Source organism: Cupriavidus nantongensis (genome assembly GCF_001598055.1).
GTDB lineage: Bacteria > Pseudomonadota > Gammaproteobacteria > Burkholderiales > Burkholderiaceae > Cupriavidus > Cupriavidus nantongensis.
Genome location: NZ_CP014844.1, coordinates 2,780,511 through 2,799,359 on the forward strand (window position 1 = coordinate 2,780,511; position 18,849 = coordinate 2,799,359).

The 18,849-nt window shown below is 60.9% G+C and carries 30 protein-coding genes; 19 read left to right on the plus strand and 11 right to left on the minus strand.

Annotated features, from left to right (window positions below; genetic code table 11):
• Nucleotides 1–97: 97 nt before the first annotated feature.
• The 16 genes from A2G96_RS12765 to A2G96_RS32530 all read left to right on the plus strand — a co-directional run bounded on the left by A2G96_RS12765 (nt 98) and on the right by A2G96_RS32530 (nt 8,962).
• Complete coding sequence (locus A2G96_RS12765) at nt 98–1,084, plus strand: hypothetical protein (protein WP_062799698.1); 987 nt, start codon at nt 98–100, stop codon at nt 1,082–1,084.
• Nucleotides 1,085–1,098: 14 nt separating this feature from the next.
• On the plus strand, nt 1,099–2,334 hold the full coding sequence (locus A2G96_RS12770; RefSeq protein ID WP_062799700.1) for a tyrosine-type recombinase/integrase: 1,236 nt from the start codon (nt 1,099–1,101) through the stop codon (nt 2,332–2,334).
• Entirely contained in the window at nt 2,331–2,693 is a 363-nt protein-coding gene (locus tag A2G96_RS33315) for a hypothetical protein (RefSeq protein WP_150124122.1), read from the plus strand. The genes A2G96_RS12770 and A2G96_RS33315 overlap by 4 nt, the downstream gene beginning before the upstream one ends.
• A gap of 162 nt (nt 2,694–2,855) precedes the next feature.
• Nucleotides 2,856–3,293: a single-stranded DNA-binding protein gene (locus A2G96_RS32525; RefSeq protein ID WP_082818944.1), complete on the plus strand. Its 438-nt coding sequence runs from the start codon at nt 2,856–2,858 to the stop codon at nt 3,291–3,293.
• Nucleotides 3,294–3,307: 14 nt separating this feature from the next.
• Nucleotides 3,308–3,655, plus strand: coding sequence for a hypothetical protein (locus tag A2G96_RS12780; protein ID WP_062799704.1), 348 nt, complete (start codon nt 3,308–3,310; stop codon nt 3,653–3,655).
• 123 nt (nt 3,656–3,778) lie between these two features.
• Complete coding sequence (locus A2G96_RS12785; protein ID WP_062799706.1) at nt 3,779–4,126, plus strand: outer membrane protein assembly factor BamE; 348 nt, start codon at nt 3,779–3,781, stop codon at nt 4,124–4,126.
• A gap of 535 nt (nt 4,127–4,661) precedes the next feature.
• The gene (locus A2G96_RS12790) at nt 4,662–4,958 is read left to right on the plus strand and encodes a hypothetical protein (RefSeq protein WP_062799708.1); all 297 of its coding nucleotides are present in this window, start codon (nt 4,662–4,664) and stop codon (nt 4,956–4,958) included.
• A 77-nt stretch (nt 4,959–5,035) separates the two neighbouring features.
• Complete coding sequence (locus A2G96_RS12795) at nt 5,036–5,476, plus strand: hypothetical protein (protein ID WP_150124123.1); 441 nt, start codon at nt 5,036–5,038, stop codon at nt 5,474–5,476.
• 77 nt (nt 5,477–5,553) lie between these two features.
• On the plus strand, nt 5,554–5,865 hold the full coding sequence (locus tag A2G96_RS12800; protein ID WP_062799712.1) for a hypothetical protein: 312 nt from the start codon (nt 5,554–5,556) through the stop codon (nt 5,863–5,865).
• 154 nt (nt 5,866–6,019) lie between these two features.
• Nucleotides 6,020–6,265, plus strand: coding sequence for a hypothetical protein (locus A2G96_RS12805; protein WP_062799714.1), 246 nt, complete (start codon nt 6,020–6,022; stop codon nt 6,263–6,265).
• A gap of 274 nt (nt 6,266–6,539) precedes the next feature.
• Entirely contained in the window at nt 6,540–6,812 is a 273-nt protein-coding gene (locus A2G96_RS12810; protein ID WP_062799716.1) for a hypothetical protein, read from the plus strand.
• Nucleotides 6,794–7,225, plus strand: a complete 432-nt coding sequence (locus tag A2G96_RS12815; protein WP_150124124.1) for a hypothetical protein — start codon at nt 6,794–6,796, stop codon at nt 7,223–7,225. The genes A2G96_RS12810 and A2G96_RS12815 overlap by 19 nt, the downstream gene beginning before the upstream one ends.
• 24 nt (nt 7,226–7,249) lie before the next feature.
• Nucleotides 7,250–8,029: an adenylosuccinate synthase gene (locus A2G96_RS12820; protein ID WP_150124125.1), complete on the plus strand. Its 780-nt coding sequence runs from the start codon at nt 7,250–7,252 to the stop codon at nt 8,027–8,029.
• The gene (locus A2G96_RS12825) at nt 8,019–8,201 is read left to right on the plus strand and encodes a hypothetical protein (protein ID WP_062799723.1); all 183 of its coding nucleotides are present in this window, start codon (nt 8,019–8,021) and stop codon (nt 8,199–8,201) included. The genes A2G96_RS12820 and A2G96_RS12825 overlap by 11 nt, the downstream gene beginning before the upstream one ends.
• A gap of 8 nt (nt 8,202–8,209) precedes the next feature.
• Entirely contained in the window at nt 8,210–8,455 is a 246-nt protein-coding gene (locus A2G96_RS12830) for a hypothetical protein (protein WP_062799726.1), read from the plus strand.
• A gap of 75 nt (nt 8,456–8,530) precedes the next feature.
• Nucleotides 8,531–8,962 (plus strand): helix-turn-helix domain-containing protein, encoded by a 432-nt coding sequence (locus tag A2G96_RS32530; protein WP_082818945.1) that lies wholly within the window; start codon nt 8,531–8,533, stop codon nt 8,960–8,962.
• Between the two features lie 90 nt (nt 8,963–9,052).
• On the opposite strand, the gene A2G96_RS12835 is transcribed toward A2G96_RS32530, so the two are convergent.
• The 4 genes from A2G96_RS12835 to A2G96_RS32540 are packed head-to-tail and all read right to left on the minus strand — an operon-like array spanning nt 9,053 to nt 10,640.
• A complete protein-coding gene (locus A2G96_RS12835) occupies nt 9,053–9,349 on the minus strand; it encodes a hypothetical protein (RefSeq protein WP_062799728.1) in 297 nt (98 codons plus the stop codon).
• A 2-nt stretch (nt 9,350–9,351) separates the two neighbouring features.
• Nucleotides 9,352–9,912: a DUF4105 domain-containing protein gene (locus A2G96_RS12840; RefSeq protein WP_062799730.1), complete on the minus strand. Its 561-nt coding sequence runs from the start codon at nt 9,910–9,912 to the stop codon at nt 9,352–9,354.
• Nucleotides 9,909–10,439 (minus strand): PAAR domain-containing protein, encoded by a 531-nt coding sequence (locus A2G96_RS32535; protein WP_082818946.1) that lies wholly within the window; start codon nt 10,437–10,439, stop codon nt 9,909–9,911. Before A2G96_RS32535 ends, A2G96_RS12840 begins: the two co-directional genes overlap by 4 nt.
• Nucleotides 10,440–10,445: 6 nt before the next feature.
• Nucleotides 10,446–10,640, minus strand: coding sequence for a hypothetical protein (locus tag A2G96_RS32540; RefSeq protein ID WP_197672292.1), 195 nt, complete (start codon nt 10,638–10,640; stop codon nt 10,446–10,448).
• A 345-nt stretch (nt 10,641–10,985) separates the two neighbouring features.
• On the opposite strand from A2G96_RS32540, the gene A2G96_RS12845 reads away from it, so the two are divergent.
• The 3 genes from A2G96_RS12845 (at nt 10,986) to A2G96_RS12855 (ending at nt 14,103) form a co-directional block, all read left to right on the plus strand.
• A complete protein-coding gene (locus A2G96_RS12845) occupies nt 10,986–12,089 on the plus strand; it encodes an IS5 family transposase (protein ID WP_062799342.1) in 1,104 nt (367 codons plus the stop codon).
• A 344-nt stretch (nt 12,090–12,433) separates the two neighbouring features.
• A complete protein-coding gene (locus tag A2G96_RS12850; RefSeq protein ID WP_062799732.1) occupies nt 12,434–13,567 on the plus strand; it encodes an AlbA family DNA-binding domain-containing protein in 1,134 nt (377 codons plus the stop codon).
• An 80-nt stretch (nt 13,568–13,647) separates the two neighbouring features.
• The gene (locus tag A2G96_RS12855) at nt 13,648–14,103 is read left to right on the plus strand and encodes a hypothetical protein (protein WP_062799733.1); all 456 of its coding nucleotides are present in this window, start codon (nt 13,648–13,650) and stop codon (nt 14,101–14,103) included.
• A 76-nt stretch (nt 14,104–14,179) separates the two neighbouring features.
• Here the strand turns inward: A2G96_RS12855 and A2G96_RS12860 are convergent, their stop codons facing one another.
• The 7 genes from A2G96_RS12860 to A2G96_RS33330 form a co-directional block, all read right to left on the minus strand.
• Complete coding sequence (locus A2G96_RS12860; protein WP_150124216.1) at nt 14,180–14,998, minus strand: prepilin peptidase; 819 nt, start codon at nt 14,996–14,998, stop codon at nt 14,180–14,182.
• A 145-nt stretch (nt 14,999–15,143) separates the two neighbouring features.
• Complete coding sequence (locus A2G96_RS12865) at nt 15,144–16,097, minus strand: ADP-ribosyltransferase-containing protein (protein ID WP_150124126.1); 954 nt, start codon at nt 16,095–16,097, stop codon at nt 15,144–15,146.
• Nucleotides 16,087–17,289, minus strand: a complete 1,203-nt coding sequence (gene traW, locus A2G96_RS33320) for a conjugal transfer protein TraW (RefSeq protein WP_167354364.1) — start codon at nt 17,287–17,289, stop codon at nt 16,087–16,089. Before traW ends, A2G96_RS12865 begins: the two co-directional genes overlap by 11 nt.
• Nucleotides 17,286–17,792, minus strand: a complete 507-nt coding sequence (locus A2G96_RS12875) for a hypothetical protein (RefSeq protein ID WP_062799741.1) — start codon at nt 17,790–17,792, stop codon at nt 17,286–17,288. The genes traW and A2G96_RS12875 overlap by 4 nt, the downstream gene beginning before the upstream one ends.
• 18 nt (nt 17,793–17,810) lie before the next feature.
• On the minus strand, nt 17,811–18,287 hold the full coding sequence (locus A2G96_RS12880) for a hypothetical protein (RefSeq protein WP_150124128.1): 477 nt from the start codon (nt 18,285–18,287) through the stop codon (nt 17,811–17,813).
• A complete protein-coding gene (locus A2G96_RS33325) occupies nt 18,259–18,672 on the minus strand; it encodes a hypothetical protein (protein WP_150124129.1) in 414 nt (137 codons plus the stop codon). Before A2G96_RS33325 ends, A2G96_RS12880 begins: the two co-directional genes overlap by 29 nt.
• The gene (locus tag A2G96_RS33330) at nt 18,653–18,847 is read right to left on the minus strand and encodes a hypothetical protein (RefSeq protein WP_150124130.1); all 195 of its coding nucleotides are present in this window, start codon (nt 18,845–18,847) and stop codon (nt 18,653–18,655) included. Before A2G96_RS33330 ends, A2G96_RS33325 begins: the two co-directional genes overlap by 20 nt.
• Between the last annotated feature and the right edge of the window lie 2 nt (nt 18,848–18,849).

Below are 18,849 nucleotides of genomic sequence, written 5' to 3' on the forward strand. Positions count from 1 at the left end.
AGCGATACAACGATACGTACGTTATACTGCTTGCACGATGCAGCGCAGACGCTGAGCGAGACGACTGGCCTGAGGCCGCTTTCACGGGAGAATTCAGATGAACGACACGATCAAGCCGCTGCCTTCCTTGAAGGCCATGGCCGAAAAGAAGCTGGACGGCATCGGCAAGCAGACCATCTACAAGATCGACCCGCGGTTGGTAAAGGTGCGGCCTGGCCACAACGGGCGGATCAGGAACGCAGGACTACGCGCCCACATCGACACCATGAAGGTGTCCATGCGGACCGCCGGCACTGCGGCGTTCCCGCCGATTGACGTAGAAGTCGAAGACGGGGAGATCTGGCTCGTTGATGGGGAGTGCCGCACGACCGCCGCCGTCGAGTTGATGGACGAGGGTCACGACCAGCTCTACTTGGAAGCGAGACAATGGCGTGGCTCGGAAGACGAGCGTACCGCGCACATGCTCACTTCCAACCAGGGGCGTCGCTTCAACGGCTTGGAACTTGGCCACATCTACCTGCGGCTGCGGCGCATGGGCTGGTCGATTCAGAAGATCTGCGCGCGCAACGGTATGTCGGACACCCATGTTCACCAGATGATCATGCTGGCGGAGTCGCCTCTTGAATTGCAGAAGCTGTTGGAGGACGAACGAGTCGGCACGGACGCTGCGGTCGCAGCAATCCAGAAGTACGGGATGAAGCGCGCGCTGGAGTTGTTGCGCGGCATGGTGGAACAGAATGGCGGAAAGAAGAAAATCACCAAGACCGCGGTTCTTGGGCGACCCTTCTCCCGCGCCACTGTCAACGACGTGGTCGGGTCGCTGGACACCTTCTACAACCGGCTCTCGGAGCAGCAGCGTTCCGAACTCTCGACCCTCCTCGAAAACAACGAGGCGGAGCTGGGAGACAAGACTATCACGTTGCCGGCCGCCTGCCTGAAGGGCCTGATCGATGCTCGCCACAAGGTGGAGGCTGAACGCCAAAAGCACATGAAGAAGGATGCAAAGGCCAACAAGAAGGCAACCGCAGGAGCGACGCCGGTGGACGACGAAAGCTTCGAAATCGCAGACCTGTGCAAGGGTTGAGGCCCTCCGACCGAATGACGGACTTCCTCGCCCCGGGCTCGACACTGACGACGCCAAGCGATGCTCTGCGGGTGCTGCGGAAGGGAACGCTTCCCAAACATCTGGACGGCAGCGCTGGCACCAACCGAAATCCAGGACACCCGCAGATTGCGGCGGACCGAGACTGGGATGCCATCGAGCTATGGTTGAACCAGTATAAGGGCCGAGTCGCGTCCGCGACTCTGCTCGCCTACGAGAAAGAAGTTTCGCGCTTTTACGTCTGGGTCTTGCTTACTTTGGAAAAGCCCCTTTCCTCTATCGTTCGAGACGACTGGTTGCGCTACACCGAGTTCCTTCGGGACCCCCGCCCAGCCGACCTGTGGGTTGGTGCGAAGCGGCCGCGTCTCGGGCGTGACGGCCGCGTTTCCGACGCGTACAAGCCGTTTGCCGGCCCGCTGCAGTCCAAGAGCATCTCCTTCGCGGAGCGCGCTATCCGGCAGATGTTCTTGTGGCTACGTGACGCCGGCTATCTGGCGGAGAACCCCTTGCCCAAGCAGCCGCCCCGTCGCGGATGTCAATCGGATACCGAGAAAGCGGGGCGGACTCGGAGGACGTTAGCGGACAACCAGTGGCGTTGCCTGCTGGACTGGCTGGCCGCCTCCAAGCGGGACACGGTCAACGAACGGCGTCAATATGCGCGCAACCGCTGGTTGATTGCCCTCTTCCATTCGACCGGCATCCGCAGCAGCGAAGCGTTGACGGCAGCCATGGGGGATATTGAGTGGGCAAAGGATGGCCGAGCCCAACAGGGTCGGGCGTTCCTAAATGTGAGGGCCAAAGGATCGAAGCCGCGCTCGATCCCATTGACCGACGATGTGCTACTCGAACTGGCCCAATACCGGCAGTCGTTCGGCTTGCCGGCGGCGATTGCCCCGCGAGAGTCAACGCCGCTGATCTTCTCGATCCAGGTGAAGAAAGGCTTCACCCCAATCACACGGCAGGCGTTGTACACAGTCTTCAAGAAGATGTTCGAGGCTGCGGCGAAGACGTTGGAAGATCGGTCCGCCGCGGAGCATCTAAGAGCGGCCTCCGCACACTGGCTTCGCCGGATGGCAGCCTCAGCGATGCTCCGGAACGGCGCGCCCGTACTCGTCACCAGTGATGTGTCGGAAAGTACCGACTGCTCGACCACGTCGCTTTACTCGGATTTGCACGCCATGGACATGCATCGGTACGAAACCCTAGATCACTACCAGGCGGGAAAACAATGAACTCGGTCGACAGACCTGCCGTAGCGGCCTTGGCTGAGCCTTGCGCGAATTGCCCCTTCCGGCCTGCCGGGAGCGCTATCCCTCTGGCCGATGGAAGATTACGCGCCATTGCTCAACAGCTCATCGCCGATGATACGAGGCCATTCCTGTGTCACAAGGCGGCATATCACCCCAAGGCGGTCCCCGGGCGCATTGCTGAATGCCGCGGCGCGCAGATTTGGCTCAGAAAGATGGGGTTTCCGAATGTTCCCATGCGTCTCGCATTCTCCTTAGGTTTGCTCAATCCAGTCGAACTGGATGGTCAAGCCGATCAAGTGATAGGGGTGGAAATCCTCGATGAGGGGCTGCCTAAAGAGTAGCTCCAAAAGACCCTGGCCCATGCCACTTAGTTCGGTACATGGCTTACCCTCTACAAAAGGAGCCTTAACGATGCAGAAAAATCGGGTCGCGCGCATCGCCAGCGCCGTCGCAACGATGCTGAGCGTGAACGAGATTCCCCCACCTGCCGGGAAGGTCTCGGCATGAGTCGAGATACCAATCGCGTCAGCATCAAAGGGACTGTGGCCGCCGCGCCGGAATGCCGCAGCAAGCCCAACGGCGATAGGACCGTAACTCTTCGCGTTTCTACGGTGGATCGAGTGCAGCGTAATGGCGAGACAGCCGAGTTCACGAGCTGGCACCGTGTTGTGTGCTTTGGCAGCACCGCGGATGATGCCGCCAGGCTTTCCGAGAACGACCGTGTCAGCATCGAGGGAAAGCTGCAGACACGCAAGTATGAGGTCAACGGCAAGGCCTCATACATCACCGAAGTGATTGCCTTCGATCTGGACAAACTGGCGTCGAACACAACGGCCAGCGGATCTGCTATGCCTACACGCGTCGCAACCACGCCCCCGAGCAACGGCGTCGGTGCGGATGCGCTTGGGGATATGTGGCGGGATGATGGACGGCCGTTCTAAGGATGAGAGGCGTGATGGCAGCGATGCAGCGGGTGCCAATTGCTTACTTCCACATCGTCACGCCAAACGGCCAGGATCTCGGCTGGGTCGGGTTCTGTGAGGAGCTTAACGTGGCCATGATTCCTGCGGTGCTGCACCGGGGCGGCGAAGATGGGGCAAGGAAGCGCGCAGAAACGGATCCGCCCAAGCCCCTTGGGTTCCACGGGGGGGCGCCATTTGCGCCATTCCCGTGGATGCTGGGAGGCCTACGCGACGAGTCCTATGTCCCTGTCCTCAAGGCAATGGATCACGCCGCACGATCTGCCTTTGCGGAGAGCAAGCGCAGCACCAATGCCGGGGCGGATTCGGCGACAAAGGAATGATGAATATAGGCGATCAATCGCGCCTTTATCCCTTATTCGATATTTCGTAAGTGGTTTATCCTGTCGTGTCGGCGATCCAGGTTTCGTCGTATGAGTTCACAAGAATCAAAGGGAGAGTACCTCATGAATAGGACCATTCTGGCTATTGGACTGGCTATCTCGGCGGCTCTTGCCGGCTGCACGACCACAGGCGCGAGCAATGCCATCACAGACGAGTCGAAGGTCGCGATGATCAAGCCGGGCGTTACCACCACCAAAGATGTGGAACGGATCTTTGGTCGTCCGAGCAACGTTCAGTATCTGGAAAAGGGGGAGCAGATCTGGTCGTATCAGAACGTGAAGACCGGTGCCCTCGCGTACATTCCATTTGCCAACATGCTTGGCAACAGCATGAAGGAATCAAGTCTGGTATTCCGCTTCACGGGCAAGGGGGTGGTGAAGGAATTCCAGCAGGGAGAAAACCGTCTGTAGGGTGGAGAGGGAATAACCCCTCTCTCGTAGACGGGGCTGTGCCAGTGACCTCGGTCAGAGGCAGAAGCACGCTGGCCGGCCGGCCTATCGCGCCAGGTTGTTCCAAGCCCCAACCGCTGCGAGCAACAAGACGTGGTCGGTTAGGTCTCCCCTTTTGAGTTGTTCCGGGCCCTTATGGCCGCAGGCGAGACAGCGGACGAATGCTGTGCCGACCTGCTGCTCCGCATCAATCCGCTTAGGCTCATGGCATTTCGGACACGGTGCCGGCACCAGTTGCTCGCGTACGGCTTTCAAAAGCTGTCGGAGGGGAGACGTTGGTGCTTCTGAGGGTCAAGGCCCCCGTGGAAAATCGGGGTATCTCCCACGTCGGCGGCATGAAATGCAGCATAAGGGACGTTGGCATTGACCCTTTGCCCGCCCCGGCGGGCTTTTTTTTGACCGCAGCCGACAAAAAAAGCTCCAACCGAGGGCACCGCCACCGCGGAGGCTCGGATGAGCGAACTGCTGAAAACGTCGCACAGCACGAGGAAAACTGATGACGACCTATGCGTATGAAATCAAGCCGCGCCGGTCGGAGGTGGGGGGTGGATGGCAACTGCGGCTGCTGCAAGACGGCAACGAGGTTGGTGGCGGTGTGTTCCCCGTCGACCAGGAAGCGGAACGCCGAAGCGGTATCGAGTGGTTCAATGCGCTGACGGAGGACGAACGGGCCAGCTGGCTGGCCAAGGCGGAAAGTGCGCGCCCGGAGGACGCCTGGGGCGCGTACCTGACCGATGCGGCCTTTCTGGACGCGCATGCAGAAGGCGAGAGCTGGGTAGCCGCTCGCCAGTGAAAACGCCCCTCGAGGCCACTAGGCAGTCACCAGGCGCTCAGGCGCCCCGCACCGGTCAGCAGTTCGAGAGTTCCACGATGACATCCGCACATGAGGTAGCTTCCAAATCGCTTTATATCGGCAAGTATGAGGTGCCGGCGGCCGGACCGCGCATCCTGCTGTTCTTCGCCTTCTGGCTTGGGGCCCCGGCTCTAGCGCTCGTGATATCGGTTCTTTGGCGGCCGGCGGGTGTCTTGACATGCCTGGTTTGGTTCGCCGTTGCCGTGGGCCTTTTTCACCTACGTAATGTTGTCGTGCGCAAGGAAATCGAAGAGGGCTTGCACGATCCGCTCTATGGCGCCCATCTGAGGCGTATGCGAAGGCGGACCGTCAATGAAAGGCACCCCTGGTATCGCTGGTTTAAGGGGGCTTACTCGGCCGTGGTTACAATCCTAATTGCGTGGGCACTCGTGACTGCCGATGGTGCGGGCTCGCAGGTTCAGTCCTCTGTTGCGCCGCCAATGGGAAGCCAACAATGACTTGGAAAACGCCCCAACAGGGCACCAGGCGCTAAGGCGCCTCGCAACCGGCCGGCAGCCGGGAGGAACCGAAAACGATGGAGCCAATCGCGCAATTTGTGACGATCGTCAGCATCTGTTATTTAGCCTACCAATGCGTCGCCAAGCAGTATTACTCTCCGGTTTTCATCATCGGGAGCCTTGGACCGGCGATGTGGATCGCTCAAGCCGCTTTCGAAAGCTTCGATATCGACGTCCCATGGATCTATGCGTGGGCATTGATAACGTCCATCGCCGCCTACTTCGCTTTCGCCGCTCCTGCCAAGTCGTCGCAAACACCAAACGCTCCCCAAGCATCCGCGGAGGCAGCCTTGGCACAAGATGCGGGCCGGCAAGAGGGCAAGGCGTGAGCATGATGGCGCCGGCGCAAGCAGCACTTCCGCGGGATCCTGGCGCAGTGGCGCCCGGAAGCGTGTGAGGGACCGACGCCAAGGAAAACGCCCTTCGGGGCAGACAGGCGCTCCACGCGCCCCGCACCGGCCGGTAGCCGAGAATAGAGAAAATATGTCGAAGACGCTCAAGGTGTGGCAACTCGCGGATGCGAAAGCATTCGGCCTGGTTGACGGTGAATCGGACTACCGCATTGTGCCTTTCACCCGTATCAAGGAATTCCGCGTGGTCTCGGCTGTGCAATCGAAGTGGGAGATCCAGGCGCTGTTGGAAAACGAATGGCAAGCCTTTGGCCAGTACGATCAGCGGCAGGCCGCGTTGAACAAAGTCGTCAACTACGCCTCGGACGTGTGGAAGTAATCAAATGCGCCTGGCGAGCCGCCCGCGGGCGGCTTTTCGTGCCTGTGCGCCTTTGCCGATAACTGGCATTATCGGCATGGCGTTCTCGTCCGCAAAAGCGGGCGGGCGTGGGACGAGGCTCGCGCCGCCGCGCAGGAGACATTGAGCGAGCTGTTGGCGACCATGAGCGCGCGCCGGCGCCCGGGCACCACCGGCAAGCCGAAGGCAACCAGCGCCCACCTGCCGCAGTCGTGACGCGATCATTCCCAAGATCCGAACCACTGGAATGACTGCCATGAAGCCTTACGACTATCTCGGTTTCCGCATCGTCCCCGATGCCACCCATGTCCCCGAAATCCGCCTCTGGATGGCGGCGGGCGACGTACGGAACGCCGGGATCGTGGACGGCCACGCCGAGCCGGCCCGCACGCCGGAGCTGTTTTTTACCGAGGACGAAGCCCGCACCGCCAGCGCGCGACAGGCGGAGGGCATGGTCCGCCGTCATCGCGCCGGCGGCGCTGGACTGGCCGACCTCGATCGAGAGCGACAATGGAAAAAACAACCGTAGTGCCTGAAGCTGGCCACGCCGAGCCAGCCATCAATTTCGATGGGCTGGTGTCCGCCTTGCATGCGCGCCTTCGCCACGGCGGCACGGTTGACGAGATCGCGGAGCCGGCGCTGCTGGCCTGCCGGCGCCTAGCGCGTGCCGGGCAGGTTCAATGGCTGGCAGCCGCCTTGCGGGTAAGCGGCCAGGTTTCCGACCTCGCACAGTCTGTCGCGCGCGAACGCCTGCCACGATTGATCATCAACGAATACCTCATCGGCCGGCTTGGGCTGGATCCCACGCTCGTCATGCGATGGGAGGCAGCACACGGCGGGGCGCTGGCGCTGATTGCCGAACGTGCGCTCGATCCCACGGGGCTACCGATGGCAATCCAGGCGGTCGAAAGTTCCATCGCCGCTTTTGCCCGCACGACCTAACTGAGGCGGGGTGGACTACGAACGATGATGACAACGGAAATTCCAAGCGTGGTGCGCCAAGGTGGCCACGACAAAGCGCACGCCGCCTTGTGCGTGCGCGCGGTGCGGTGGCTGCAGCTGTCGGAAAGCAGGCAAGGCCCAGGCTGCACCATCGCGGTCAGCGAATGTCAGGCGGCCGATGCGGGCGAGATCCCCGATGCGATTGGCTTTCGCGCCGTCGGCCAGGAGCTGCATTCGGTAGTGGTCGAAGTCAAGGTGTCGCGGGCCGATTTCCTCGCAGACGCCAAGAAGCCGCACCGCCAGGAACCGGCGGCTGGCATGGGCCAGTTTCGCTATTACCTCGCGCCAGCTGGCCTGATAAGGCCCGACGAGTTGCCGCCCCGATGGGGGCTGATCGAGGTCGACGGACGCGCCTTGCGGGTCCGCGCCGGCCATGTCCTGGCACCTCGCTTGCCCGAGAAGAGCTACCAGCGGGATTTCACCCCTTGGTCGCTTGCATCAAACAGGGAGCGTGAGCTTGCGTTGATGGTGCGACTGTTCGCCAGGGTCGGCGACGCCGACCTGTTGCACCGGCAGCTGAAGGAGGCACGCAATCGACTGGCTTATGCAGCCAGGACCGCCGAACACTACCGCGACCGAGCGACGGCGGCAGAGCGCAATAACTTCGTGCTGCGCTGTGCCTTGGACGAGCATGCAATACCGCATCCAACGCTGGAGCGATTACCCAAATCCCTACCTCGCCGTGCCAGCGCAGCCAGCAACGGCCAAGCCTATCTTGAAAGGAGTACCGCACATGGTGTTTAGCGATGCGCGCCGCGAACTGCGCGAACAGATCCAACTGGTGGCCGAGACAGAGCGCTACGACGCCACGCTTGCTTCGGATCCGAGCATTGTGCCGAGCGAACGCGCGCTGGCAGAGCGGCGGCGGAAGGGATCACGGAAAGCCGAATTGCTCACCAAATACGAACTCGCCTAGGAACGAACATGCAACGCAAGACGGAAGCACCGGCCCCTCTGCCGGCCGGCAGATACCGGATCCGCACGCGAGAACCCAACAAGCTGCTGGCCGCCATGAACGGCCACAGCCTCGTGTTTCCCGAGGCCGATTGCGTCAGCGACGGCAAGTGGTGCGTGTTCTATCGAGACGACAAGCAAGTGTGGGGCTGCAATGCGCTGTATGCAGCCGCGCATTTCGATTGCGAGCCGCAAGGCGATGATCGCGGGCCATAGGCGACATGCAGCGTAAGACCGAAGCGCCGTCCCCCTGCTGGCCGACAGAAAACCGCATCCGCACGCGTTCCGTACATGGCATCGACATCGAACACCCCCAGTAGCATCGGAGAGGCAATTGCACGAGCGCGTGAAGCGCGCGGGCTCAACCAGTCCGAGTTGGCGCGACAGCTTGGGGTTACGCCTCAGGCCGTTCAAAAATGGGAATCCAACACGACATCACCGCGGCCGGCAAAGGTCGCACTCATCGCTCGGGTTCTTGGCATAGATCCTCGAATCCTGCTGCCTATTGGATTCGAGCTAACGCAGACGCCAGGGGAAGAAGCCCCGTCAGACAGATGGCCGTTTCGGGTCTCCAGGGACCGAGTGCTGCAGATGGATGCGGATGAGTTGGAGCGCATCGACGACTTTATCGAACAGAGCGTCCGACGGTGGGAATCGCGACGGAGCAGCACAAGCGGCCCGGTGTCTGGCGTCGTTGGGCCACACCGCGGTTCTCGAAGATAACCCGATCAAGGGTAGAAATGCGGGTGCTGCGCCGGTGGCCGATCCCCGCATGCCCTTCTCTGCCTTGCCGTCTGCCGTAGCGCCGCTGACCTAGAACGGTGGCGGGTCGAAGAAGTAAAACTCGCGGACCCATCCTTCCAGTTTCGGGTCTTCACAGCGCACCCGGATCGCGTTTGCTTTGCCACCGACTCTAACCGTGTAGCACTTCGCCCCGACAGGGATCGTCGCGATATCGCCTGTACGCGCGTTCGCGTCTGCCTCCGTTGCGTACAGCTTTACCGCGCTAGTCGTAACGCTTGGCGTTGGATCGACACGCATCCCGAAGATCCACCAGAATAAGACGCCCACCGCGGCAAACGCCGTCAACACTATTACCGCTCGTTTCATGGTCACCAGTTCTCCGAGGCGCCTGCCTTCCAGCCTTTGGGGTACTTGCGCTCGCCGACGACCCGGCTTGATTTGCGCACTGCGGCCAACAGCTCCGCAGGGGTGATGGGCGTTGGCAGGCCACGCGGGTCATGGGCCATGATGCCGATCAGCTCAAGGGCCTCAGCGGTGTTGGTAGAGCAGGAGTTATTCAGCAGGTTATATCGGCGCCCTTCCTTTACGCGGCGTTCCAATTCTTGCTGAAGCTTATTCGCCTCCATCGGTGTTACCCACAAGCGTACGCCGATGATGTCTCGTACCGAGGCTTGCTCTCTAATGTATTGCCACGGAGGCTCGCGATGGTAACCATCTAGCTGCCGGTTGTAGCTAATGCCGCGTACCTCGATTGCTGCGTGGCCCATCACCGCTGCGGGATTGGCCAGAATGCTGTCGAAAACCTGGACCTCAATGATCTCGCGGTCCAGGTAGATGGACTTAGGGGCGTTCGCGGGCGTGGGTGTAGTCTTGCGCTTGGCGGCCAGGTAGAGCGTCTTGCCGCTTGGGTGTTTGACGAACTCGCTCATCTTTGCCCTTCGACAAAGATCTCGATGGGTTCGGATTTGGCTACCGCGCTCAGCAAATGGGTCTGCCCTCGCCTATTCGTTCGGCCATACTCAAGCTCGCCGTTGGCACGTCGGATCGCGTAATCGGCATTTGCGATAGGCTCATCTGTGCCAGCATCGCGAAGCACATACAGATCGTCATGCAGCAACGCAGGAGGCAGTGCAGTTGTCGTGCCGGCGCTGTTCAGGAAAGCGGTGGCCACTCCCGCTGCCGCGCCTGGGAGCGGATGTTGGCCGGTTGTTGTGGAGGGCGTGGCAAGAAGTGTCGCACCACAGGCGGTCCTCATCCCATGCATTGCCACGGGGACACCATCCACCGTGATGTGCGCATGTCCCTCGATAATCGGGAACGCTCCTTTACACCTTGGGCACACGACCTTGTGGCCGACGCCGGCCCAAGGCTTGCCGCCGGAGGTTGTTGTGCCGAAGCCCTCAATCACAGTTCCACCATGATCAGTTCGATCACCGACCCGCACGATGTCCTTCATGGCAGATCAGCGCAACGTCGGATCTGGGGCGTATGGCCCCATCACTTTTCCGGTGGTAGCAAAGACCAGATAGGCCTGCCAACTATTCCCGTCCCGCGTGCATTCGACGATGGCCTCGCCTGGCGTTTGGTAATGTCGGCGGAAACGGTACTGGCCGCATCCACCGATCCGGTTCGCTGCCAAGGCTTGGGTGATCTCCAAGTCGAAGGACTCGTTCCAAGGGCCAGGGTATTGTTCCGCCATCGACAGATCAGCAGCACGGCTTCCCGTCCGCCCGCAGCCTCCCACGCCGGAGACGACAGCGATTAAGACGGCCGCAATCAAGAGAGGCTTTCGAATATTGACCATTATCATGCGTTTTTTTATTTTATCGGACCGCCTGCGGTAGCAGGTTGAAAGCTGCAACCAAGGTTTACAGGCGGGCTGCGTTAATATATCAGACAGAGCGGCCGAGACCCCTAGCAGGCCGCTGAAATACCTCCGGTGGACGTCAGCGCGACAACTGGCTGAAGCGTTGATTTGAGGAACCCATCCAACTCCACTTTCATGCGCGGCGCAGATACCTTCACGGAAAGTTTGTTCACTATGCGGAGGCTGGATGATTTCGTGCCGAAGTCCCACCCGCTGCGCTCGATCCGCGCCATGGCCAACCAGGCGCTGGTAAAGATGGACCGGTTGTTCGCACAGATGTACGAGGACGATATCAAGGGTGGCCAGCCCAGCATCGCGCCGGAGAAGTTGCTGCGGGCCATGCTGCTGCAGGTGCTCTACAGCGTTCGCTCCGAACGCCAACTCATGGAGCAGACGCAGTACAACCTGCTGTTTCGCTGGTTCATCGGGCTGTCGATGGACGACACCGTTTGGGTGCCCACGGTCTTCACCAAGAACCGCGAGCGGCTGATCAAGCATGATGCGGTGATCCAGTTTTTCAACGAGGTGCTGGCCATCGCGCAGAAGAAGAACTGGCTGTCGGGCGAGCACTTCAGCGTGGACGGCACGCTGATTCAGGCGTGGGCAGGCCACAAGAGCTTCGTGCGCAAGGACGGCGGCGACGACAAGGACGACAACGACGGCGCCAACTTCAAAGGTCGCACGCGCAGCAACGAGACGCACGAGTCCAAGACCGATCCCGATGCCAAGCTGTACCGCAAGGGCAAAACTGCGAGTGAACTTCGCTATATGGGTCATACCCTGAGCGACAACCGTCACGGCCTGGTGGTGAGCGCCATGGTGACCAATGCGGACGGACATGCTGAGCGCGAGGCCGCGAAGGTGATGCTCAACGATGCCCGACAGGTGACGGACGACCCGAACACCGAAATCACGGTGGGTGCAGACAAGGGCTACGACGCGCAAGAGTTCATTCAAGCCTGCCTGGAACTGAAGGTGACGCCCCACGTGGCACAGAACACCTCGGGGCGCCGCTCGGCCGTTCCTGATGCCATTGCTTGCAGCGCCGGGTATGCCGTTTCGCAGCAAAAGCGCAAGCTGATCGAACAAGGCTTCGGATGGGTCAAGACTGTCGGGCGCATGCGCCAGGTGATGGTGCGTGGACTGAAGCGAGTCGACCAGATGTTCGTGCTGAGCATGGCCGCCTACAACCTCGTGCGCATGCGCTCACTGGGACAAATCCGTCCGCAGTTGCAGTAATCGCGGTAATGAGGCCGGAATCGGGCGCCAAACCGCCGAAAAAATCGATGTAGGGACGTCCCGCTTCCAGATTGTGAAAAATCGCAAGCCTACTGCCTTGCAGGGGGAAGCCTCGCCTCTTGTACGGGGAGTACTTCAGCAACCTGCTAGGGGAATCGCTTGGCTCCGCAAGTTACGGCTGCATCAGGCTGTGTGATTTCGTTTTTGGCCCCTTTGCCGGTATCTGGCCTTATTGGTCTGCACTGTCCAAAGAAGATCATTACTTATGCCGCCCTCCATTTCCCAACGCACCACCGCCGACGACAGGTTAGGCGGCATGCGCCGCCACAGCGAAGGAGCAGTTCATGCTGACACGACTCGATAATGGCGTACTGCAGGCGCTACTCGACAGTGCCGCGCGTGAGTCGGCCGAGCTGGATTTCAAGTCGGATTTCAACGCCGACAACGCAGATCATCGCCGGGGTCTGATTGAAGACGCCTGCGCATTCGCCAATGCGCGAGGTGGATGGCTTCTGCTCGGCGTGGCCGAGGAGGCGGGGAGCGTCTCGGGTCTGCCCGGCCTGGAGGTGGCGGACCCCGATGCACTGCGTCTACGGCTGATCCAGATGGTGGAGACCGGACTAGAGCCACGGCTATCGGGATTGCGCATTGATTGCGTGCCGGTCGCTGACGGACGGCATGTCGTGGGAATTCGTGTGCCGCAGAGCTGGTCCGGGCCTCACCGCACAGTCGGCCAACGCCGGTTCATGGTGCGGGGCGATAGCACTAACAGCGAGTACGACATTCTCGGACTACGCCAGGCTTTCCTGGCGCGGGACCACGCCGCCCAGGTATGGGAGGCCTTTCGCAACGAGCGGATTTCCAGGTACTACGCGAATCGTCTGCCTCTTGTGGTGGCAGCTGAGCCTGCGGCGCTGATCCACCTTTATCCCCTGAGTGCGGTCGGCACGGCGGCTGGCATCGACTTAGCGACCGCGGCAAGGTCGCCCGCATTTTTGCCGGCACGTGGAAACGGCTGGGGCCCACGGCATCACCTTGAGGGCATCGTTCACCGTGGCGAAGAGCATGATGCCGCATCGACACACTATGTCCACATCTTCCGGAACGGGGCGCTAGAGTCGTTCCTAGCGTTGGATCCCCACGTCGGGAATCCCGGGCTCGCGTTGTCCAGGTTGCAGGCTACTGTCGAAACATTGCTTCCCCGCTGGTTGGAGGGCGTGAGCGACCTCGCCGTTGCGGGCCCTTTCCAATTCGCGGTGACGCTGGTGGGCGTGCAGGGCATGCAGCCGCTACGGGATGAACCACCGCGCTATTCGACGTGGGGAAACGCGGCGAGGGAAGATACGCTGCCGCTGCCGGCACGCTATCTTGACCCGAGCGAGATTGATGCAGGGGCGATGGAATTGTTGCTGGAAGAGCTTCGCGTGGTGCTTCATCACGCGTTCGGAAGGGACGGCATCCGCTCGCGGTACTTTTAGCACCTCGGCGCGCGGCGTCGCGACCATCGAGCCGACACAGTGAGGATGTGCCGGCCCTCATTTTTATCGAAGGAGCTTCTATGCCACCCAAGATCCAAGGATTCCACACCGCCCATTCGGACATGGTGACGAACCCTAACGGACGCGCCGATTCCCACCTGGTGACCTGCAGGGTCTGCCGGATGTCGTTTGTCACGAGTGAGGCCAAGGACGTGCGCTCGCACGAGGCCGAGCATGCGGCTTTGGCCCAAGGCAGTATGCCTATGGTCGCACGTGAACTGCTTAAGACAGTGGGCTGGAATCTCGCCTATCAAGATCGCCCACTAGACCTAGCCCGCTACACCGCGGAAGACGGCAAGTTAGCCATCGTCTACGGGTGGTGGATGCGGGCCCTCTACCGCGGGGTGTCTCCCTCCGAATTCGACGCCTATATGGCCGAGCACCTACGCCTTGTGGACTCGATTGTGGCCGGAACCGACAACGAGCTGTCACCCGAGCGCTGTGCGACGAAGCGCTGGGAAAAGTACGCAGGCTGAATAAACAGTTGCCTCTCATGTCCCCGCATGGGGGCCACGTCGCACAGGGGCAAGCCGCAACAGGGCAGAGGTTGCATCAACGGACCCATGGAAAGGCGGCCGCGATGACGCGCAATAGCCAATCGTCGCCGCCCAGCAATACCAGGATGCCGGCCACTGCAAGACAGGGGCCAAAAGGAAGAGGACGGTCGCGGTCGAGAGAGCGCACAAGGCCGGTGCCCAGCGCGCAGACGAGACCAGCGAGCGATGACAGTAGCAGCAGCGCCGGCAGAGCCTGCCACCCGAACCAGCCACCCAGCGCAGCCATCAGCTTGAAGTCGCCGTAACCCATACCCTCCTTGCCCCGCAGCAGCTTGAACAGCCAGTAGACGCCCCACAGCATCAGGTAGCCACCCGCCGCGCCGACAATCGCATCAGTGGCGGGCACGAACAAGCCCCAGACATTGACCAACAGTCCCAGCCAGAGCAACGGCTGCGTGATCTGGTCAGGCAGAAGCAAGGATTCCGCGTCGATGAGCGCCAGTGCGAGCAGCGACCACCCAAGCACCATGCCGGCAGCCGCTTGCCAGGTCGGTCCGAGTTGCCACAGTGCAGCCGCGGCGACCGCGGCACCAGTCACCTCGACGGCCGGATAGCGCCAACCGATTGGCGCTCCGCAGGCCCCGCAGCGCCCGCGCAGCAGCAGGAAGCCAATCACCGGGACATTATGCCGGTGCGCAACCGGCCGCTGGCAATCCGGGCAATGGGAGCGCGGCATAGCCAAGTCGAAGCGATCCCGGTAAGGCAGCGGCTCGTTGCGCAGCGAAGCAACATAGTTGGCCTCCGCTCGCTCCATCATGCGCGGCAGGCGGTGAATTACGACGTTGAGAAAGCTGCCGACCAGCAGGCCGAGCATCACCACGACGCCGAACTGGAACCATAGCGGCTGCACCGCGATAGCGGCCACCTCCCATTGAGCATGCGCCGCGGGCACGTAGAAATATTGGCCTGTCACGTTAGCGGCCACACTGTTCAACCGGGGTTGCCATAGCATCTGCCCCCTACATCTTCATGGCTGGCGCGTTCTTGGCGGCGTCTTTCCAGAAGACGCCGAGCTTGCTTAGCTTCTCCTGTGCAGTCCGGCAGAAATCGCCGAAGTCACCGGGCGAATGCGCCTCAAGGCGGTCCACTTCCGCACGGAGGCGGCCGACGCCCTGTTCGAAATCCCCACGGATACCCTTCATTACGCCGTTGATTGCGCTGGAGGTGTCGTGGCTGATGACACCCGCCGCCTTGGCGGCGTCCTGTGTCTCCTGCAGCGCGCGGAAACTGGCCACGAAGGCCTTCACCAGTGCCTTCACCGAGGCCGAAGCCGCGCGTTCACCCGATACCGAGTCATCCACCACTGCGGCAAAGGTCTGTGTCGTGGCGGCTATCGATTCAACCGCCGTCTGGACGCGCGCCCGTCGAAACGCCGCGATGGCATCCGTTGGGCTTGGCACAAGGCTCGGTAGGGCTGCTGCCCCCTGGCTCTGGTTCATGTGTTCGGCAATCGTCATGTTGCTTACGATCTTGATCTGTGCTGGCTCAAAAACAACATATTCCCTACCGCCGTCGACCACTATCCCGTCGTATCCGAGCTTCATCAGAAGCTGTACAACGCTCTCGCCCGGGTAGGGGTCAACCAGCGCTCCCGCGACCTCGGGTATCGCCACCATCTCGGCCTTTGTGATGGGGCGGCGGATATCCAGGTGGGCGACAATGATGCGGGGCTCTCCTTCGCCCTGCACTCCCCTTGCCACGGCCTCTGCATATTCGCGATCATTCGTGAAATAAAAGCCGTCCCCATAGTCCCCGATACTTGTTTCGGAATCCGCACCGCTGCCAATTGCATCTCTCGAGAACTGTGCAAAGTTGGCTTTCGTACCGTGGTAGACAGACAGAAGCGAACCATCTTGCCCGGCGACCTTGGTATGCGGGAACGCTCCGTCTTCCTGTCGTCTCCTATCTGGCATTCGTGCTCTGTGCTCGCAGAAGCTGTGCCTCGATGGACGGCCGCATCTCGGCCCGCGTCTGGGCCGCAAGAAGTTGGCCAAGTGCAACGCCCACCTTTTCCATCATCCGCAGATTCTGGAGCTGCAGTTCATTCGAATAGGCTTGCATCAAGACCATCTCGCGCTGCAGCTTCTCTGGGCTAGCTTCGGCCGCCATGGCAATCACCCAGTACGGATTACGGAAGCGCCGACCCGACTCGAAGTCCATCATCTCCGCAAGGCTCATCGCGCCATTCTTGGCCTGCTTTGATGCCGTCATGTCGAAATACTTGGCAGCGTGGTCCGCTTTTTTGATCTCCTGAACCAGTTGGTTGCTACCGGGAAAAGGCATGCGAGAGGCAATCAGGTCAAACTGGATCTTCTCTGCTGCGCTCATGTTCGCCTGATACATCTTCTGCAGGGCGATATAGCTCTTGCCCTGTTCCGTGGCCGCCTCGGCCTTGGTTATGTTCTGGGGCGGGTGGGGGTCGAGCGACAGTCTCGCGTACGCGCGTGCGGCCTCCTCCTGCTCGGTCGAGAAAGTAAGCTCAGGGTCCTTGCCTGGCTTGCCCGCGCCGGTGAGGATCGATTCGACGTTTGCGTCGGCATCCGGCATGCTGGAACCACTGCAGCCCGCGTAGCCCAACCGCTGTTCAACTGCGTTGCAATATTTCGCCATATGGATGGCGTGGGATTGCCTGCGCGCTACTTCGGGGGAAGGGAAGGGATCGTTCAACGCTTTGCTGAGCACGGGACTGCTGACTGAGGATCCACCGCCACCGCCGCGCTTGTACCCTGACGACTTGCCGCCTGTAGAAATTGTTGCCTGGCTCGCGTAGTTCCCGCTCGAGTTCGAGCATGGGTCAATGGGTAGCTCCGTCTCCCGCTCGACACGCTCCTTCTCGGTTCGTCGTTGCGTTTCGATCTGCAGCTCGCGCTGCTGATTTGCAGATTGCACAACCGCGTCGGAGACCTTCGAACCAACGTTTGCCAGATTGGTACTGAGCAGGTTGATCGCGGTCGAAATTGTCGTGGTTGAAGCAGCAACGGCGGCCGTGATTGTGGCATTCGCAGTTTGGACTGCGGCAACAACACATCCGTCGCAGACGGCGAAGGCGGACTGCGATGCCGTCGTCGCCATGACCGCGCTCAGGGCTAGGAGTTTTCGCTTCACTGGAAGAACCTCCTTAGAGAATCCACGAGGCCGCCGCCACCATTAGATGCTGCGTTGCCTTGACCCGCGATCCCGTTGATCACACCGGGAAGGCTGTTTCCGAGGCCTCCTGGTAAGGCGTTCGTGGCGCCCTTCACCGCCTCGTTTGTTGCATTTCGAGCAGCTTGCACCGCCGCATCGTAATTCTGCTGCGCCTTCTTGCTTAACTCCTCGCAGGTCGACTTTCGCAGCACCTTGAACGCCTCCTGCAGTAGTGCGGTCGACGGCAACTGCGTTGGATAGCTCGGGAAATTCTCGAGGCAGAGTTTCATCAGATCGTTAGCCTTCTGAAGCACCTCCAGCTGCGAGTCGATGTTCTTCATGCGCCGGTCACGCTCCTCCTGCCGCTTCTGTTCCATCGCCGCTGACATGTCACAGGCCTGTGCGGCCGCGTTTGCGTACGGGCTTACGCTCGCGGCAAGCAGGGCTACCGTCACGCAGCGAGCGCGTAGTGTCACCTTCATTCGTGCCCTCTCTTGACCCTAGATTGCAATCGGCCGCCAGCTCGCCCGACCACGCTGCTCAGGAGGCAGCCAGGCATACTCGAACATCGGATACAACTCGACGGTCTTTCCTCGCTCAGGTGAGAACATCAACTCGGCGGCGCGAGATAGGAGAAGGATTACCGGCTGCGTGCCTTCGTCCTCCAGTTCCACACGCCTGCCAAGGATGCTTTGCTCGGACGCGGTGAATCGGGCACGTAGTGGTGCACCGAAGATGCGCTCGCTCAACTGGCTGGCGAGGTCCACGACCATCGGCAGGAAGCCACCATGGTGAAAGACTTCATCGTGGCCGAACTCTTGTCCGTTAAGGACAAATGAGCAACCCAGTGCCCGCTCGTAATAGACGGCGAGCGCTCGCGGGTGCTCCACTGGAATCCGAAAAGTTTCCATATATTTCCGTATAGCCGCCACGATACGTATTCTACCGTCAACGAGACGAATGGCGTACTGCGACATGAGAAACGGCAAGCACCGTGCCGTCACGGTGCTCCAACTCACGCTGCCCCAGCTCTTCTCTCCTGGACAGTTGACGCAGCTTCTCCATCAGTCCTTTGGGATCCGCAAGCAGCGCACCCGCAACGACCAGTGGGTCGATGCCCAAGGCATCGCAGCAAAAGGGGAATGGAATGGTTGCGGCGTCGCCGCAGCTGGCCGAGATCCAGCGTTTTGCAGACTTGTGATTCAGCCTGGCTTCTCGAGCGCCGCGCGTTAGATCTTGGTGCCCCGGCAATGGCCGCGCTAGATCCGCGGCGGCCAATTCGAGCATTTCGATGGCCAGATGCTTGAAGATGGATCCACCGGCAACCCGCCTCTCGTCCGTCTCAAGGGCAATTCGCGGCATTGCCTTTACCCTCACGAAGCTTGCGAAGGACGCGGTCGTGCATCTCGGCCGCCCGGCCGCCGTCCACCAGCGGAGGTGGCGACGTCGACGACATGTACCGCGCTTTGAAGTAGTCCCATTCTTCCGGGGACAGTCTTTCCTGTGCCGCGCTTAGAAAGCGGATCAGCATCGTCATAT